Origin of the sequence: Brevundimonas sp. PAMC22021 (genome assembly GCF_019443405.1) — a bacterium.
In the GTDB taxonomy this organism is placed as follows: Bacteria; Pseudomonadota; Alphaproteobacteria; order Caulobacterales; family Caulobacteraceae; genus Brevundimonas.
Genome location: NZ_CP080376.1, coordinates 1,676,673 through 1,693,429 on the forward strand (window position 1 = coordinate 1,676,673; position 16,757 = coordinate 1,693,429).

Annotated in this window: 21 protein-coding genes; 14 read left to right on the forward strand and 7 right to left on the reverse strand. The window is 71.0% G+C overall.

Features of this window, described 5'->3' with window-relative positions; all coding sequences use genetic code 11:
- Positions 1–29 precede the first annotated feature (29 nt).
- From KY493_RS08230 to KY493_RS08295, 14 genes are all read left to right on the forward strand, one after another.
- The gene (locus KY493_RS08230; protein ID WP_055808481.1) at positions 30–644 is read left to right on the forward strand and encodes a lytic transglycosylase domain-containing protein; all 615 of its coding nucleotides are present in this window, start codon (positions 30–32) and stop codon (positions 642–644) included.
- Positions 641–940: a TrbC/VirB2 family protein gene (locus KY493_RS08235; protein WP_055808232.1), complete on the forward strand. Its 300-nt coding sequence runs from the start codon at positions 641–643 to the stop codon at positions 938–940. The genes KY493_RS08230 and KY493_RS08235 overlap by 4 nt, the downstream gene beginning before the upstream one ends.
- Positions 940–1,122 (forward strand): hypothetical protein, encoded by a 183-nt coding sequence (locus KY493_RS08240; protein ID WP_055808230.1) that lies wholly within the window; start codon positions 940–942, stop codon positions 1,120–1,122. Before KY493_RS08235 ends, KY493_RS08240 begins: the two co-directional genes overlap by 1 nt.
- Positions 1,115–1,450, forward strand: a complete 336-nt coding sequence (locus KY493_RS08245; RefSeq protein WP_055808227.1) for a type IV secretion system protein VirB3 — start codon at positions 1,115–1,117, stop codon at positions 1,448–1,450. Before KY493_RS08240 ends, KY493_RS08245 begins: the two co-directional genes overlap by 8 nt.
- Positions 1,443–3,818 (forward strand): VirB4 family type IV secretion/conjugal transfer ATPase, encoded by a 2,376-nt coding sequence (locus KY493_RS08250; protein ID WP_235559302.1) that lies wholly within the window; start codon positions 1,443–1,445, stop codon positions 3,816–3,818. Before KY493_RS08245 ends, KY493_RS08250 begins: the two co-directional genes overlap by 8 nt.
- Positions 3,815–4,543, forward strand: coding sequence for a type IV secretion system protein (locus KY493_RS08255; protein WP_082503524.1), 729 nt, complete (start codon positions 3,815–3,817; stop codon positions 4,541–4,543). Before KY493_RS08250 ends, KY493_RS08255 begins: the two co-directional genes overlap by 4 nt.
- Positions 4,540–4,755 (forward strand): EexN family lipoprotein, encoded by a 216-nt coding sequence (locus KY493_RS08260; RefSeq protein ID WP_055808225.1) that lies wholly within the window; start codon positions 4,540–4,542, stop codon positions 4,753–4,755. The genes KY493_RS08255 and KY493_RS08260 overlap by 4 nt, the downstream gene beginning before the upstream one ends.
- A gap of 9 nt (positions 4,756–4,764) precedes the next feature.
- Entirely contained in the window at positions 4,765–5,685 is a 921-nt protein-coding gene (locus tag KY493_RS08265; protein WP_054765304.1) for a type IV secretion system protein, read from the forward strand.
- A 189-nt stretch (positions 5,686–5,874) separates the two neighbouring features.
- Positions 5,875–6,558 (forward strand): virB8 family protein, encoded by a 684-nt coding sequence (locus KY493_RS08270; protein WP_219895930.1) that lies wholly within the window; start codon positions 5,875–5,877, stop codon positions 6,556–6,558.
- A complete protein-coding gene (locus KY493_RS08275) occupies positions 6,555–7,385 on the forward strand; it encodes a TrbG/VirB9 family P-type conjugative transfer protein (protein WP_055808221.1) in 831 nt (276 codons plus the stop codon). Before KY493_RS08270 ends, KY493_RS08275 begins: the two co-directional genes overlap by 4 nt.
- A complete protein-coding gene (gene virB10, locus KY493_RS08280) occupies positions 7,382–8,494 on the forward strand; it encodes a type IV secretion system protein VirB10 (protein WP_219895931.1) in 1,113 nt (370 codons plus the stop codon). The genes KY493_RS08275 and virB10 overlap by 4 nt, the downstream gene beginning before the upstream one ends.
- Positions 8,494–9,501 (forward strand): P-type DNA transfer ATPase VirB11, encoded by a 1,008-nt coding sequence (gene virB11, locus KY493_RS08285; RefSeq protein ID WP_055808219.1) that lies wholly within the window; start codon positions 8,494–8,496, stop codon positions 9,499–9,501. Before virB10 ends, virB11 begins: the two co-directional genes overlap by 1 nt.
- Entirely contained in the window at positions 9,467–11,287 is a 1,821-nt protein-coding gene (locus KY493_RS08290; RefSeq protein ID WP_055808216.1) for a type IV secretory system conjugative DNA transfer family protein, read from the forward strand. Before virB11 ends, KY493_RS08290 begins: the two co-directional genes overlap by 35 nt.
- Positions 11,284–11,868, forward strand: a complete 585-nt coding sequence (locus KY493_RS08295) for an LPD7 domain-containing protein (RefSeq protein WP_055808214.1) — start codon at positions 11,284–11,286, stop codon at positions 11,866–11,868. Before KY493_RS08290 ends, KY493_RS08295 begins: the two co-directional genes overlap by 4 nt.
- 9 nt (positions 11,869–11,877) lie before the next feature.
- On the opposite strand, the gene KY493_RS08300 is transcribed toward KY493_RS08295, so the two are convergent.
- From KY493_RS08300 to KY493_RS08330, 7 genes are all read right to left on the reverse strand, one after another.
- Entirely contained in the window at positions 11,878–12,321 is a 444-nt protein-coding gene (locus KY493_RS08300) for a hypothetical protein (RefSeq protein ID WP_055808212.1), read from the reverse strand.
- 50 nt (positions 12,322–12,371) lie between these two features.
- Complete coding sequence (locus KY493_RS08305; RefSeq protein ID WP_055808210.1) at positions 12,372–12,725, reverse strand: hypothetical protein; 354 nt, start codon at positions 12,723–12,725, stop codon at positions 12,372–12,374.
- The gene (locus KY493_RS08310; protein ID WP_219895932.1) at positions 12,722–13,738 is read right to left on the reverse strand and encodes a nucleotidyl transferase AbiEii/AbiGii toxin family protein; all 1,017 of its coding nucleotides are present in this window, start codon (positions 13,736–13,738) and stop codon (positions 12,722–12,724) included. The genes KY493_RS08305 and KY493_RS08310 overlap by 4 nt, the downstream gene beginning before the upstream one ends.
- The gene (locus tag KY493_RS08315; RefSeq protein ID WP_055808472.1) at positions 13,731–14,324 is read right to left on the reverse strand and encodes a DUF6088 family protein; all 594 of its coding nucleotides are present in this window, start codon (positions 14,322–14,324) and stop codon (positions 13,731–13,733) included. The genes KY493_RS08310 and KY493_RS08315 overlap by 8 nt, the downstream gene beginning before the upstream one ends.
- A 71-nt stretch (positions 14,325–14,395) precedes the next feature.
- On the reverse strand, positions 14,396–15,388 hold the full coding sequence (locus KY493_RS08320) for a hypothetical protein (RefSeq protein ID WP_219895933.1): 993 nt from the start codon (positions 15,386–15,388) through the stop codon (positions 14,396–14,398).
- A complete protein-coding gene (locus KY493_RS08325) occupies positions 15,385–15,906 on the reverse strand; it encodes a MobC family plasmid mobilization relaxosome protein (protein WP_055808206.1) in 522 nt (173 codons plus the stop codon). Before KY493_RS08325 ends, KY493_RS08320 begins: the two co-directional genes overlap by 4 nt.
- A 423-nt stretch (positions 15,907–16,329) precedes the next feature.
- On the reverse strand, positions 16,330–16,662 hold the full coding sequence (locus tag KY493_RS08330) for a hypothetical protein (protein ID WP_219895934.1): 333 nt from the start codon (positions 16,660–16,662) through the stop codon (positions 16,330–16,332).
- Positions 16,663–16,757: the final 95 nt, after the last annotated feature.

Sequence of the window (16,757 nt, forward strand, 5' to 3'; positions counted from 1 at the left end):
TTTGCTCGGGGCTCACGATGGAGCCTCCCTTGCTGGACCTCGCCCTCATCCTCAGCCTGTCCCAAGCCTGCGCCCCGCATGTGGCCCCCGAAACCCTGGCGGCCGTCGCCTATGCGGAAAGCCGCTTCAATCCGAACGCCATCGGGGTCAACCGCGGCCCCCGGCCGGCGCGGACGCCACGCGACGCCGCCGAGGCGGCGCGCGTGGCGCGCGACCTTCTGGCCCGAGGCGCGAACCTCGATCTCGGCGTCGCCCAGATCAACAGCGACAACCTCGACTGGCTCGGCCTGTCGGTCGAGGCGGCCTTCGATCCCTGCCGAAACCTCGCCGCCGCCGGTCAGGTGCTTCGCGCGGGCTATCGGCCGGCCGAGGGCGTCGATCCGCAGACGACGTTGAGGATCGCCCTCTCCCGCTACAACACCGGTCATCCCGAGCGCGGCTTCCGCAACGGCTATGTCGCCCGGGTCGAGGCGGCCGCCGTCCGCCTCGGCGTTCAGGCCTTGCGCCCCGTCCAGCCCCTTGCGACCGCGCCGCTGCCCGACCCGGTCCAGACCGCGCCAGCGGCGGACTGGGACGTCTTCGCGCGCGCCCGGACCAGCCTGGTCCTGACCTTCACCGCCACCCAGACCGGGAGTTCTGAATGACCGCCTCCATCTCCTCTCGCCGGTTCGGCGCCGTCGGCGCCATCGCCCTGGCGACCAGCCTGATTCTGGTCCAGCCGGCCTTCGCCTCCGCCAACGTCGAAGGCCTGCTTCAGAACGTCGTCGACATGCTGACCGGCAACACCGCGCGGCTGCTCGCCGTCCTGGCGGTCGTGGTCGTCGGCATTCTCTGGATGTTCGGCCTGTTCGACCTGCGGCGCGCGGCGATCGTGGTGCTCGGCATCGTGGTCGTCTTCGGCGCGGCCGAGATCGTCAATCTGATCACGGGCGGCGCCTGATGGACGACGCCCTCTCCTGGGTCGTGATCGGATCGGCCTCGGTGCTCCTGGCGCTGGTCCTGATGCTCGGCCTGAAGCTGATCTCGCCCAAGCGCTTCGCCCAGATCTTCGCCGGCCTCGCCTCCGGCGTCGCCATCGGCCTGGCCCTGTCGCGCCTGTCCGCCGGAGGCCCGCATGGCTGAAGAGCGCCTGACCGAAGACCCCTTGTTCCTGGCCTGCACCCGACCGGCCATGATCCTGGGCGTCCCCATGGAGGCCATGGGCGTGAATGTCATCCTTTCGGGCGTCGTCTTCCTGGTCGGCGGCAGCCTGCTCTATCTCCTCGTCGCGCCGGCCCTGCACCTGGTGTTCCGGGCGATCTGTCGGGCGGATCACAACGCCTTCCGGCTGCTGTTCGTCTATGTCGACACCAAGGGCCGGTCGCGCAACGCCGCCCTCTGGGGCGGCAGTTCGGCGACACCGTTGCCTCTCATCCGGCGCTACCGTCCGACGGAGCTGGCCCGTGGCTGAGGGCGGCGTCAGCGCGATGCGCCTGCGGCGCGAGGCCGACGCCCGGCCTCATCTGCCCTACGCGCGCCACGTCTCCGACGCCGTGGTGGCGCTCGACAACGGCGCCCTGATGATGGTTTTCCAGATCGACGGGGCCAGTTTCGAGACCGCGGATGCGCGCGATCTGAACGACTGGCATATCAAGCTGAACCAGGCCTGGCGCAATCTGGCCGACGATCGCCTGGCGATCTGGCACCATGTGGTGCGCCGCCCGGCCGAACTCGAGCGGTCCGCCGGCTTCCGCTCGGACTTCGCCGGCGAACTGGGCGCGCTCTACGACGATCGGGTCGCGGAGCGTCGGCTCTGGATCAATGAGCTCTTCGTCACCCTCGTCCTCCACCCCGGCCGCGAGGCGGGCGATCGCGCCGCGGCCCTGGCGCGTCGCCTGAAGGCGGCGCGGCGGGCGGACGCCGAGGTCGAGACCGCCCACCTCCAGCGGATCGAGGAAGCGGGCCGGGACCTGATCCAGTATCTCGACCGCTACGCGCCGCGCCGGCTCGGCCTGTATGAACGTGACGGTCTCTGGTTCTCCGAGCCGATGGAGGTGATGCGACTGGTTCTGACAGGTCGGCGCTCGGCGGTTCCGATCGTCTTCGGCCACCTCGGCGCGGCCGTTCATACGGTGCGTGTCATCTTCGGTCGCGAGACCCTGGAGCTGCGGGACGTCGCCGACGCTCGCTACGCCGGCGTCCTGGCGGTGAAGGAATATCCGGCGACGACCCGGCCGGGGCTGTGGGACGATCTGCTGAGCGTCCGCTTCGGCTTCGTGGCGAGCCAGTCCTTCGCGTTCCTGTCCAAGGCCGCCGCGCGGACGGTGATGGAGCGCAAGCAGAACCAGATGGTCTCCGCGCGCGACCGCGCGGCCTCTCAGATCACCGGCCTGTCGGACGCGCTCGACGACCTGGTCAGCAACCGCTTCGTGATGGGCGAGCACCAGGCTTCGATCCTCGTGCACGGCGATACGCCGGGGGCGCTGGCGGACCATTTATCCAAGGCGCGCGCCATTCTCGCCGATTCCGGTCTGGTCGTGGCCCGGGAGGATCTCGGACTGGAGGCGGCCTTCTGGTCCCAGTTCCCCGGCGCCTTCGCCCGCCGCACCCGGCCGGCCGCCATCACCTCGCGCAATTTCGCGGCCCTGGCGCCGTTCCACGCCCATCCGGTCGGCAAGGCGCGCGGCGCCCACTGGGGCGAGGCGGTCGCGGTGCTGCGCACCACGGCCGGCTCGCCGTTCTGGTTCAACTTCCACGTCGGCGATCTGGGCCACACCTTCATCTGCGGGCCGTCCGGATCGGGCAAGACGGTCGTCCAGAACTTCATGCTGGCCCAGCTCGAACGCTTCGGCGCCCAGCAGCTGTTCATCGACAAGGACCGGGGGGCCGAGATCTTCGTGCGCGCCTGCGGCGGGACCTATCTCGCCCTGCGCAACGGCGAGCCGACGGGCTTCGCCCCATTCAAGGCGCTCGACCCGACGCCGGCGAACCGCGCCTTCCTGGTTCGTCTCGTCCGCGCGCTGGTCGATCGCCCCCACGACCCCCTCACGGTTCCGGAGGCGCGCGCCATCGATCAGGGCGTCGCGGCGCTGGAGGCCCTGCCCCGCGAGCGACGCTCCATCGCCGCCCTGCGCAGCCTGCTCGGCCAGGGCGACGCCGGGGGCGTGGGCGCGCGCCTGGAGCGCTGGCAGCGCGGCGGTCCGCTGGGCTGGGTGCTCGACAATGAGGCGGACGCCCTGAGCCTGGAGGCGCGGTTCGCCGGCTTCGACATCACCCAGATGCTGGACCACGACGAGGTTCGCACGCCCGCGATGTTGTATCTGTTTCATCGCATCGCCGAGCGTGTCGATGGCCGACGCCTCGTGCTCGACATCGACGAGTTCTGGAAGGTGCTGGACGATCCGGCCTTCACCGAGCTCGCCCGGGACGGTCTCAAGACCTGGCGCAAGCAGAACGCCCTGATGGTGTTCGGCACCCAGTCGCCGGCCGACGCGCTGCGCTCGCCCATCGCCCACGCCATCCTCGAGCAGTGCGCGACTAAGATCTTCCTGCCCAACGCCCACGGCCAGGCCCGGGACTACATCGACGGTTTCGGCCTGACCCGGGAGGAGTTCCGGCTCGTCCGCGAGGTGCTGACCCCGGAGTCGCACCGCTTCCTGGTCAAACAGGGTCACGACAGCGTCGTGGTCGAGCTCGACCTGCGCGGCATGGACGACGCCCTGGCCATCCTGTCCGGCCGGACCGAGACCGTCGCCCTGCTCGACCGTCTGCGCGCCGAGGCGGGCGACGACTACGCGCAATGGCGCGCCCCCTTCCATGACCAGAGGAGGTTCCTGTGAGAGCCCGAATCCTGTCCGCCGCGGCCGTCGCCGCCCTCGTTGTCGCCGGCGCTCCGGCCGCCCGGGCCCAGCAGATCGTCCACGACCCGAGGGCCCTCGCCCAGATGATCGAGGAGGCACGCACCACCCTGGATCAGTTGAAAGCGCTGCAGACCCAGGTCGAACAGGGCCAGCGGCTGTTCGACAGTCTCAACAACCTGTCCGATGTCAACGCCCTGGCCGGCGAGCTCGGCCTGCCGACCGTGCGCAATCCCCTGCCCGATATGCGGTCGATGCGGGCGGCGGCGAACGGCGACCTCGGCGCGCTCGGCGACCTGGCTGACCGCGCCAACGCCATCCGTCGCGACACCCGGCTGTACACGCCGCCGACGGGCGATCTGAGCCCGGCCGACGCCTATTACCGGGACAGTCTCGAACGCGCGGGCGCCCGCACGGCGCGCGATCTCGCCGTGGGCGAGGCGGTGGCCGGAGCCGCCGACCGGCGGCTTGAGGGTCTGGAGACGCTGCGCTCGGCCCTCGACACCGCGCTCAACGCCCGGGCGGTGATGGATCTGGAGGCGCGGCTCGCGGCGGAACAGGCTCTGATCCAGAACGAACAGGTGCGGCTGCAAGGTCTGGCCCTGACCCAGGCGGCCGAGGCCCGGCTGGAGGAGCAACGCGCCCGGGAACGGGCCGAAGCCGCCCGCACGGCGCGCATGAGCGTCTACGAGAGGGCCTTCCAGTGACGCGGATCGCCCTCCTCGCCGCCTTCGCGCTCGCCGGCTGCGGCGCGCCGGACCGAACGGCCGGGGAATTCGCGGCCGACCCTGACGCGGCGGCCCGGATCGTGGCCGCCTGCGACGCCGGCCGGACGCAAACGGAGTGCGAGGCGGCGCGCCGCGGCCTGGCCGAGGCCCGGCGTGACGCCCGGATGCGCGCCTATGAGCAGGCGTTCTGAGGACCGGCCATGAGCTTCCGCGTCTTCGAGCCCAGCTACGACTTCATCGACGAGCGGTTGAACGTCTTTCTCGGCGACCGCCTGTCCTCGGTCATCGCCGAGGTCGAAGGTCCGCTGCGGATCGCCTTGGTCCTCTATGTCGTGCTCTACGGCGTCGCCATCCTGCGCGGCGCGATCAGCGAACCGGTGATGGACTTCGCGGTCCGCTCGCTGAAGCTGGCCTTCCTCTATCTGCTGGCGACGACGGCGGCCTATTCCACCTTCGTCACCGAGCCGTTGTTCACCGGACTGCCCAACGCCCTGACCCGCGCGGTCAGCGGAGCGGATACGCCCAGCGTCGGCGCGGCCTTCGACCAGTTCTTCGCCTATGCCGCCTGGTTGGGCGAGGACATCTCGCGCGACGCGTCGGCCTTCAACCCCGGCCCTTATGTGGTGTCGGCGGCGGTCTTCCTAGTCGGCGCCTTGGCCGCGGCCCTCGGCTTCGGCGTTGTGCTGGTGGCCAAGTTGGCCCTCGCCCTGCTCGTCACCCTCGGCCCGATCTTCATCGCCTGCGCCCTCTTCGACGCGACCCGGCGCTTCTTCTTCGGCTGGCTCAGCCAGGCGGTGAACTATCTCGTCCTGTTCGCCCTGATCATCGTCATCTTCCAGCTCGTGCTGTCGCTGGTGCGCGATCAATGGGGCGCGATCCAGGGCGCCGATCCGATGATTGGCGGCCTGATCTTCATCGCCCTGTGCCTGCTGGGCGCGATCTTCTTCCTGCAGACCCCCGCCATCGCCGCCGGGATCGCCGGCGGCGCTAGCGCCGGCCTGGCCGACTTCGCCAACGCCGCCGCCCTGGGCGGAAGCGGCTCGGGCCGCGCCCAGGGTCCGCAGGAATCCAGCCGCCAACCCCCGAGGAGCGGCGGCTCCATCCGACCGAGAGGCGCCTGACATGACCTACCGCTCACTTCTGCTCGCTAGCCTGTTGCTGCTGGGAGCCTGCGCCCACCGCGGCGATCCCGCGCTGCCGACCTGCGACGGCTCCGCCCGGCGACCGGCCAACCCCCACGGATCGGTGCTGACGCCCGCGGCCGAGCGTCCCGCCAAACCCGTCGCCTCACCGGACACGGGAGGTTGCGCATGAGCGGCGTCCCCTCCTCCGAGCTGAAGCGCTATTTCGTCGAGGCGCGCCGCTGGGACCAGGACCGCCTGGCCTCGGCGCTCCGATCGCGCCGCCTGGCCTGGTCCGCCGCGGCGCTCGCCACGGGTCTGGCCGTGGTCTCGACCGGGGCCGTCGCCCTGCTGACGCCGCTCAAGTCGACCGAGCCCTTCGTGATCCGGGTCGACCAGGCCACCGGCGCGGTCGACGTCATGCGCGGCCTCTCCGCCGAGGGCGGGCCCGTCCGCTACGAGGAAGCGGTCAGCAAATACTTCCTCGGACAATACGTCCGCCAGCGGGAGGGGTATCTCGACCCGGCGGCGGAGGACGCCTTCCGGCTGGTGTCCATCCTGTCCGCGCCCGGCGAGCAACGCCGCTGGGCCGATCTGTTCCGGGGCTCCAACCCGGCCAGCCCGCAGAATCTCTACGGTCCGGACGGCGAGGCCATCGTGGCGATCCGCGCCATCGGCTTCATCAACGCCGGCGTCGCCAATGTCCGCTTCCGACGCACGGTCCGCCAGGCCCAACAGACCGTCGAGAGCGACTGGATCGCCACCATCGCCTTCACCTACACGCGCGCGCCGATGTCGGAGCCGGACCGGCTGAGGAACCCTCTCGGCTTCCAGGTGACCTCCTACCGCGCCGATCCGGAGGTCATCCGATGACACGTCCCCTGTCCGCCCTGGCGCTGATCGCCGGCCTGGTCGTCCTCGCCGCCCCGGCGATGGCGCAAACACCCCCCGATCCCCGGATCCGCGAGGTCGTCTACGACCCGGCGGCGGTCTACCGGATCGCCGGCGCCTTCCGGACGGCGACCCAGATCGTCTTCTCCCCCGAGGAGACCATCCGCCACGCCGCGATCGGCGACAGCGTCGCCTGGGAGGTGGCGGCAGAAGGCTCGGTTCTGTTCCTGAAGCCGCGCGAACGCCATCAGGCGACCAATCTGCTGGTGGTCACCGAGCGGGCCGGCGTCATCCGCCACTACGCCTTCGAACTGGTCGCGCGCGACCCTGGCGACCGCGCCGCCCTCGCCTATCAGGTGCGCTTCCGCTATCCGGCCGACGATCAGGCCCAGGCCGCCCGCGCCCTGGCCGTTCAGGCCGCGGCGGTCGAACAGCGCCTGATCGGCCTGGAGCTGGACCGCGGCGTTCTCGAAGGGCCGCGCAATCTGGCCTGGTCCGCCCAGGGCGATGCGGCCCTGCAGCCGAGCGAGGTCAGCGACAACGGCCGCGTCACCGTTCTACGCTTTCCAGGCGTGCAGGCCTTGCCGGCCCTGTTCGAGGTCGCCGAGGACGGCTCGGAGCGGCTCATCCCCTATGACGTGCGCGGCGAGTTCGTGGTCGTCCACGGGGTCGCGCGGGGCCTGCGGCTGAGGCGCGGGTCATCCGTCCTCTGCCTGTTCAACGACGCCTTCGATCCTCGCGGCAGGGGGCTGGGCACGGGCACGGCCTCGCCTGTCGTCGATCGGGCGCCCGTCGGAGATCCGTCATGACCGGGGCCGCGCCGACGCCTCCGGACGAGAGTCCGTCCCCGGCCTCGACGGCGGCGGACCGCGGCGTCTCGCCGATCGCCGGACGGTTCGGCGGGCCGCGCGGCAAGATGATCACCCTCGCCGCGCTCGCCGCCGGGTGCGGCGTCTTCCTGATCGCGAGCTGGGATCGGGGCGACCGCGACGCCGATCGTCCGACGACACGCGATGAGCCGCCGCGGCAGACCGCGCCGTTCGAGCCCGCGCGACGGGCTCCGCCGCCGCTGCTCAGCGATCCGGTCGTCGATCCGGAGGCCCCCGGGCTCGACGACGGGCCTTCCATTCCGCCGATCGAGGCCGGACCTGAAGGCGCGCCCCGTTCCGGTCCGTCGCCTGCGGAGGAACGGCGCGCCTTGGCCGAAAGCGCGCGGCGGGCTCCGGTGCTGGTCTACAGCCGGGCCGGCGGGGCCGCGGTTCCTCCGCCAGCTCCGGCGCCCGGCGCGCCCGCGGGACCGCAAACCGCCCTGGACCAGCTCCGTCAGGTCACCCCGGTCGGTCAGGCCCGCGCGGGCCGCCTTACCGACCGCAACCTGCTGATCACGGCCGGGACCAGCGTCCCCTGCGTGCTGCAGACGGCCATGGACAGCACCACGCCGGGCTATGTGACCTGCGTCCTGTCCCGCGACGCCTGGTCCGACAACGGCGCCGTGGTGTTGATGGAGCGCGGCACCCGGGTTCTCGGCGAGTATCGCGGCGGCCTCCAGCAAGGCCGGCGCCGGCTGTTCGTCCTCTGGACCCGGGCGGTGACGCCCACGGGCGTCGCCGTCGCCCTCGCCTCGCCGGCCGCCGACGCGCTCGGCCGATCCGGCTTCGACGGGGTGGTCGACACCCGCTTCTGGGATCGGTTCGGGGGTGCCCTTCTGCTGTCGATCGTCGATCACGGCGTCTACGCCGCCGTGGGCCGCGAGGACGGCGGCGCGACCGCCCGCCTCCCGTCCGACGCGGCCGGGGTCGCCCTCCAGGGCTCGGTCGACATCCCGCCGACGCTGCGCAAGGGCCAGGGCGCGGAGGTATCGATCTTCGTCGCCCAGGATCTGGATTTCTCCGGCGTCTATCAGCTGCGGTCGCGGTGATGGACGACACCTCCGTCCTCGATCACTACCTCGCGCCGCTGCGCCCCTTTCTGGAACCGGAGACGGTGACGGAGGTCGTCGTCAACCGCCCCGGCGAGGTCGGGGTCGAGGCCGACGGCGTCTGGCGCTGGGCCGAGGCGCCGGACTTGACCGAGGCCTGGCTGCGCACCCTCGCGGTCGCGGCCGCCGCCTACACCCGACAGGACGTCAGCCCCGAACAGCCGATCTGCTCGACCACCCTGCCCGGCGACATCCGTTGCCAGATCGTGCTGCCGCCGGCGGTCGCCGACGGCGGCCTGTCCTTGACCCTGAGAAAGCCGTCGCGGCGACGCCTCGGCCTGGTAGAGTTCGCGGCGGCCGGCCTGTTCGACCAGGTCGCCGACGCCCGTGCCGAGACCGCCGATCCCGTCGACGCCGAGCTGACGCGCCTGCGCCAGATCGGCGACTGGCCGGGCTTCCTCACCCTGGCCGTCACCGCTCGCCGCAACATCCTCATCTCGGGCGCCACCGGCTCGGGCAAGACCACCTTGGCCAAGGGTCTGATCGCCCTCATCCCCGATCACGAGCGTCTGCTGACGATCGAGGACACCCGCGAGTTCGTGACGCCCCACCGCAACGTCGTCCATCTGGTCTATTCCAAGGACGGCCAAGGTCTGGCCCGGATCGGCCCCAAACAGCTTCTGGAAAGCGCCCTGCGCATGCGGCCGGACCGCATCCTGCTGCAGGAGCTTCGCGACGGCACGGCCTTCTTCTACCTGCGCAACGTCAACTCGGGGCATCCCGGTTCGATCACCACCGTGCACGCGGATTCGGCCGCCCTCGCCTTCGAGCAACTGACCTTGCTGGTGCGGGAATCCGAAGGCGGGCGCGATCTGCCGCGCGAGGACATCCGCGCCCTGTTGCACCTGCTCGTCGATGTCGTCGTCCAGATGAAGAAGGTCGACGGCCGGTTCCGTGTGACGGAGATCTGGCATGACCCGCTTCGCAAGCGCCAGCCCGGCGACTAGGGGGGCGCTGATCGCCACCGCGGGCCTCGCCGCCGCCGCAGTCCTGGGCGTTCTCACCGTGACCATCGCCCTCATCGGCCTGGGTCGGTTCTCCGGCGATATCGACCCGACGCGCGTCCCCGGCTGGCTCTGGTACTACCGTCACGATCCCGAGTTGCGGCGCTGGCTGGCCGTGGGCCTGTCATGCGCGGGTCTGGTCGGCGGGATCCTGATCGTCGCCGTGCTGCTCCACCAGAGACGCCCGCTGCACGGCGCCGCCCGATGGGCGTCGGCGGCCGAACAGCGCCACGCCGGTCTGAGCTCGCGCCGCGGCGTGGTCCTGGGGCGGGCCGACGGCGCCTTCCTGATCGCCGACGGCCCCGAGCATGTGATGCTCTACGCCCCGACGCGCACCGGCAAGGGCGTCGGCGTGGTCATCCCGAACCTGCTTGCTTGGCCGGACTCGGTCGTGGTGCTGGACATCAAGCGCGAGAACTATGTCGCCACCGCCGGCTACCGCGCCGAGGCCGGCCAGACGGTCCATCTGTTCGATCCCCTGGCGTCGGACGGCCGAACCGCGCGGTTCAACCCCCTGGCCCACATCGACCGCGCCGATCCGATCCAGGTGCTGGACGAGCTTCAGCGCATGGCGGCGATGCTGTTTCCAGTCCATGACAGGGCCGATCCCTTCTGGGCCGAGGCGTCGCGCACTGGCTTCATCGGCGTGGGCGGCTATGTCGCCGCCACGCCCGATCGCCCCTTCACCCTCGGCGAGATCTTCCGCCAGCTCACCGCGGGCGACGCCCGTGCTCGGCTGCCCCGCATCGTCGCGGCGCGCGCGCGGGAGGGACGCCCTCTTCCGGGGCCCGTCGTCGCCGCCCTGACGGACTTCACCAGCTCCAGCGAGAACACCTTCGCCTCCGTGCGTCAGTCGATCACCACTCGCATGGGGCTGTGGCTCAACCCCCGGATCGACGCCGCCACCTCGGTCTCGGATTTCGACCTGCGCGACCTGCGCCGCGGCGATCTCTCCCTCTATCTGGGCGCCACGCCGGACAACATGCTGAGGATCCAGCCGCTCTATGCGCTGCTTTTTCAGCAGCTGGTCGATCTCAACAGCCGCAGCCTTCCCGCCCCCGCCGACCGTCCGACCCTCGTCCTGCTCGACGAATTCGCTCGCCTCGGCCCGGCGCCGGTGCTGGCCCACGCCTTCGCCTGGGTGGCGGGCTACGGACTGCGTCTGCTGGCCGTGCTTCAGAGTCCCTCCCAGCTCCGGGCGCTCTACGGACCCGATCTGGCAGAGGACGTGATGACCAATTGCGGCATCGAGATCGTCTTCGCGCCCAAGGAACTGAGGATCGCCCGGGAGCTCAGCGAACGGCTGGGCTATTATACGACGGACGGGCGAAGCCGCAGCCGGCCGGCCGGCCTCGCGCGCGGCCGACGCAGTACGACCGTGTCCGACCAGCGCCGGGCGCTGATGCTGCCCCAGGAGCTCATGCAGCTTCCGCAGACCGCCCTGATCGTCCTGAAGGCCGGTCTTCCGCCTGTTCGCGGCCGCAAGATCGCCTACTGGCGCGACCGGATTTTCCAGCGCCGTCTGCGTCCCGCTCCCACGCCCGCGCCGACGGTCGAAGCGCCGGTCGTCCCGCCCGCTCTCGAGGAGGATCCCATGGATTTCGACGTCATCGCCCGCGCCTTCGCCGCCGAAGGCCTTCCTCCGCCCCCGCCCGACGCGGATGAAACCGATGTGGCGGCCTGGCTCGACCGCGTCGTCGACGCCACCCCGCCGGAGCGCGAGCCATGACCCCGTCAGAGCCCGCTCCGGCGGTCAACCGCCTGCGGCCCGCGCCCGGCGCACCCGGCCGCTCCACCGCCAAGGGCGACGTTCCGGACGCGGTGCTCGACCGCTATCTGGTCGAGCGCGATCTCAGGGGCCGGGCGGAGCGGTTCTTCCGGGATCATCGTGCGCCCGCGCCGATGTTCCGCGACCGGGGTGGATCGCTCACCTCGACCCAGGCCTATCCCGACGCCGTCATCGACATGCTCAAGATCGCGCGGCACCGCGGCTGGGAGCGGATACAGGTCTCTGGCGACCCAGCCTTCCGGCGCGAGGTCTGGATACAGGCCCAGAGCCTGGGTCTGGAGGTCCACGGCCATCGGCCCAGGGACCGCGATCGCCAGGCGGCCGGAATCGACCGGGCTTCCTCCCAGAAGCCCCTCCAGGATCCGCTCGCCGAGCGGCTCGCCCGCGCGGCCGTGGTGGTGGCCCGTCTCATCCCCGATCCCGCCATCCAAGCCAAGCTGCTGGAGGCCGCCTGGGCGCGCGCCGGCCGCGCGCGTCCGACGGAACGGGACACGATGCGCGACCGCGAGCGGCGGCGCTAGCGGTCGCGCCTAGAAAGTGTTCTTCAGATACGGCGACACGGTGAAGGCCGGGAATCCGACGCCGTCCCTCATCCGGTTCATCAGGTCCCAATACATGCCCAGCGCCAGCGGATCGCGGATGTCCGCCGGAATATCGAAGCTGTAATCGCCCTCGAACCGGTCGCCACGTCGCCAGGCCCGGGCGAACTCCGGCGAGAGGTAGGCGAACAGGGCCCGGCGGATCTGGTCCAGGAACTCGCCGATGGTGCTGGCGTGATAGGAGAAGACGTCGGTGTAGAACCACTGCTGGAAGTCCGGCACCGACCGATAGACCATCCCCTCATCGACCTCATGGCCGTGCCGCGCGAGCATCGCCCTGATCTGCTTCACCCGGGCATCGAGCCGGGAGAAGTTGTGCTTGTTGGCGTCGCCGACGACCTTGAGCAGCCAGATGCGGGAGACGCGCAGGTCCACCGACAGGTCGAGTTCGGGAAGCCAGACCTTGGGACAGACGCACTCCGCGTTCAGCCAGTCCGCGAAGGCCGAGGCGGAAGCCGCCAGACCGGAGGCGTCGGCGCCCAGGGTCGGCTGACGGCCGATGCCGTCCAGATAGAACAGATAGGTTCGATCGGTCTCGCGCGCGCCTGCCGTCGAAGGCGCGAAGGCGAAGGGCAGCGCGGATGGCCGGGGCTGGGCCAGGAAATCGCCAGCAGGATGGCGAAGACCCGTTTGTGGGTTCCCGACTTGAACACCAGATTGGTCGGACGGGAGGTCATCGGATAGTCGAAGATCTCCAGATTGACCATGTCGTCGATCATGTCCCAGACCGCCTTGAGCAGGATCGCTTCCTGCTCGATCGGCGCGTAGCGCAGGGTCAACGGGCCGCCGCGGCGTTGGCGCGGTCCGCGAGCCCCGCGCAGGTCTCCATCAGCGCCTCGAAGGGCTCGGCGTCCGCCTCCAGCAGGCCGTCCTCGACCATCCGGCGGTAGTCGTCCCCGAGGGCCTCCAGCGAGGCGCCTTCAGGCTTCAGACGCAGGCCGCCCGTGACCGCCTGTCCATAGTCGATCTCCGCGCCGTCGGCGGTCTCGCGGAAGAACATCGCCTTGTGGCGCGCGACCGCCTCGGCGACCGCCCGATCCGCGATCGCGGTCTCGGCGAAGCCGGCCGCGTCCAGTCGGGACAGATCATGCCAATGCCGGGAGAAGCGATCGCCCCGCAGTCGTCCCTGCGCGCAATAGACGTGGGCGGCGGTGGCCTTCTCCCAGAAGGTCCGCTCGGCCGCCATCACCCGCGGCGTGGCGGTCGGGAAGACGACGCCTTGCAGATGGGCCGCCGCATCGCAGACCACGGGTCGCGGCGCGCTCGGCTCGCCGGTCGCCCGCGCGCCGAACTCGAGCATCACGCTGGGCGAGACATAGCCGGTGCCGGTGCTGGTCGGCGCATAGTCGACGAAGGCCTTGGCGCCCTCGATCCGCACCGTGGCGCCGACGCCGTCTGCGGCGATCCGGGCCTCCAGAAGCGGCCGCACCTCGCCCTCGACCCAGAGCGGCAACAGCCGCTGAACGTCCCGGGACCAGCGCCGCTCCTCAGCGCGAGTCCGCGGCACCGGGTCTTCGGGCGCATTGGCCAGATCGGGAAGCAGGCGACGGATGTCCCAGGTCAGATCGATGTCTTCCGAGAACCGCTGGATGACATCGTAGGCCTTGGACAGGGACGTCCCGCCCTTGAAGACCAGCCCCTCGCCCAAGGGCGCCTCGAACAGCGCGCTCAGGGCCCAGACGACCCAGACATCCTTCTCGAGCAGATGGGAGGGCCGGCCGGACGCCGACGCCGCCGCCGCGAGGGCTTCGGCCCGGTCCTCGGCCGAAAGCTGCAGGAAGGTCTCAGACATGCGCCGCCTGGCTGACCGACCGCGCCAGCCAGGTGGGCAGACGCGGTCCGACGGACACCAGTTCGCCGAAGGCGGCGGGTCCCAGCTTTCGCTTCAGGGTCTCCAGCGCCGTCGGGGCCTTCTCCGGCCCCAGCCAGGCCAGGGCGCGAACCGCTTCGCCGGCCGGACGATCAGCCAGGAGCAGCTGCCATGCCGGCGCATGTTTGAACTCCACCGTCTGCTTGCCAACGTTGAGGAGCCGGCTCTTGCCGTTGGTCAGATAGACCATGCGGATCGGCACCTGGGTGGTCAGGCCCAGGGCGTTGGCCGCCGCCGCCCCGTTGGAGGCGACGACCTCGCCGCGCTGCTCGCTCACCGCGCGCACGACCGTTTCCACCGAAGGCGTCCGCGATCCGAAGCGGCTTTCCAGCGGACGCATGTAGACGCCGCGCCCGGCGCGCACGAGCCGCCCCCGTCGCACGAGGCGCGACAGGGCCTGATCCACCGCCGCGCGGCTGCCCAGATGGAGCAGCCCCTTGGCGGCGACCGGCGCGCCCTCCGGCAGGGCCCGGACGCGCTCCATGATCTGTTCAGCAAGGACTTGCATGATCGTCTCCGTGTCAGAAATATAGTTCTGTTTCTGACACTCCGCAACCGGGCCCGTGGAGTCGCGCCGCTTCATCGGCTTCGCTCTCGCCCGGTCGAGCGATCGACGCCTGCGTCCCTCAAGGCCTGGTCGCGCGTCTTCGGCCCGGGCCGGTCCCGCACGAACCGCTCCACCACCAGGGCCAGGGTGCGATCCGCCAGCCGATCGGACCGACCCAGTCGAACCGCTTCCGCGACCAGAGCGCGCCGCATCGCCAGTTCACGCGCCTGAATTGCCTCCAGCCACGGTCCCTCCCCGCCGTCGCCCCGGAGCGCGTCGCGGTAGGCGGCGGCGAGCGTCTCGGGCAGATCGCCCTTCCCCGCCACGAACCGCTCCCGCATCTTGCGGATCGGCGTCCGCTCCGCCTTTCGGGTCACGCCGCGCGTCCGCCGCGGGGTGGCCTCCGCCTCGATGGACCGGTCGCGCAGCGCCCGGGCGAAGCCCTCGCGCCAGATCTGCAGGTCGGCCTTGCGCGGATTCAGCCGCTCGCCCTCGCGTCCCAGCCGGCGCACCGTCAGATGCACGTGCGGGTGCCGTCCCTCGTCGTGCAGGGCGAAGACATAGGGGAAGCGCTCGCCGAAGGTCTCGGCCGCGAACGCCCGGGCGGCGTCATGCAGACGCGCCGCGTCGGTGCCGGCCGGCATGCTGAGCACGATCGACAGGGAGATCGAGGCGTCGCGCCTGCGTCCCGGCTCCATCGCGAATTCCTCGGCCCAGGCGCGGGCGAGCGCATGCACCTCGGCGCGCCCGTCCAGCCGCTCCCCGTCCGGCCCGTCCAGAGCCAGGGCGCCGTTGCGGCTGATGTAGTCGAGATGCGCTTTCAGATGGCCGCCGTCCCGGGTTCGGCCCGTCACCTTGACCATCACCTCCGGCGCCCGGCGCGCGACGCGGACGAAACGCGCGGCTGGATCCTGATCCCTGTTCCGAGGCGACTGAAGCACCGCCGGCGTGATCCGCGCGCGGCGCGGATCGACCGGCGGCCGCAAGGCTTCCTCGAACCCGCGCGGCGAGCGGAAGTCGCTCACGGCCGCCCGGCCCAATAGGACAGGTTGCCGTCAAAGGCCTCGCCGAGCGCTTCCACCCAGGCCGCGATCTCAGCCTGAAAGGCGCCGAGCTGGGCCATCTCCAGATCGAGCACCTGCCCCTCCATCACCGCCGTGTTCAGGGCGCGGGCGATCTGGTTGATGTTCACGCCGATGCGCCGCAGCTCGCGCCGCACCTCGATCAGCGCCAAGGCCTCGGGACGGCTGAACTGCGGACGATCCCGCAACCGCCGCCGGATGAGCGCGACACTCCATTGGGTTCGCGACAGCCCGACGGCGGCGGCCTCGGCCTCCAGGAGACGCAGGTCGGTCTCGCCGAGGCGCAGGGTCAGCTTGCCCGACCTGGGCGCGCTGACCGCCTCCGGCGGCGCCGGAAAGGACGCCTGCGCAGCCCCCTCCATGAGCCGGCGAAGCAAGCGCGAGCGCCCGCCCTGCCCCGCCGCCGCGGCGTCGAACCGGCGGATCAGATCGGGCGAGACGCGAAGGGTGAGGCGGTCCATCGGGAGGTGGGTCTGTCAGACGTTGCCGGCGCAAAGCCTATCCTGCCCTTGACCGTCACCCCCCTCGCCCCGTAGGCCTCCGGTGCTGCACGTCCTCCCCTCGGCGACCGCTGCACGGCCGCTCGCCCGCCGTCCTGTCGGACGCCCCAGCCGGACGGATCATGAGGAGGGAAGCGGCCTCGGAGGCAGACGCCCGCGCTTTCGCGCGGGCGTCCTCCGTCAGCGGATCAGCAGCAGGGTCCGCCGTTACAGCAGGCCGCGAGAAGCTCGCAGCAGGAGGCGGCGGCCTTGACCACCGAGTCGGGCGCGGCCGCGAAGGCAGCCGAGGCCGAGGTCAGCAGCACGAGGGCCGCGAGCGAAAAAGCACGTTTCATTGTTGATCTCCATGGATCGGTTTTCTGAGAAAAGGATCGTCGGTGGAGATCAGGTTCGAGGGGGCGGGTCCTCCGCTTCCGGCTCCACCCCCGCGAGGGCGTCGGCCGGTAAACGATCGTGCACATCGGCGGAGGCCGCTACCGGGACGGCCGCGGCGGGCGTCGGAACCAGGCCATGGCAGAGCACGGCGCACAGCCGAGCGCAGCTCATCTTCACGGGATCGCAGGGGGCATCCGGACTGGAGCCGTCGGCGGGCGCCATCGGCATCGACATGGCCGCGGCCGGAGTCTCCCAGGCCGTGACCGGGCTCGACGCGAACAGCAGGGCGAACACGGCCAGAATGGCCGGCGCCCAGGCCGCAGTTGTTCGACGTCCGATCATCAAGCTCAATACGTCCAGCAAGACCCCAAGGTTACAGCGCAGGTGACGCGCGCGCCAGCCATGACCGGCGCGCGCCCCTGCATCTTTTACGTCCC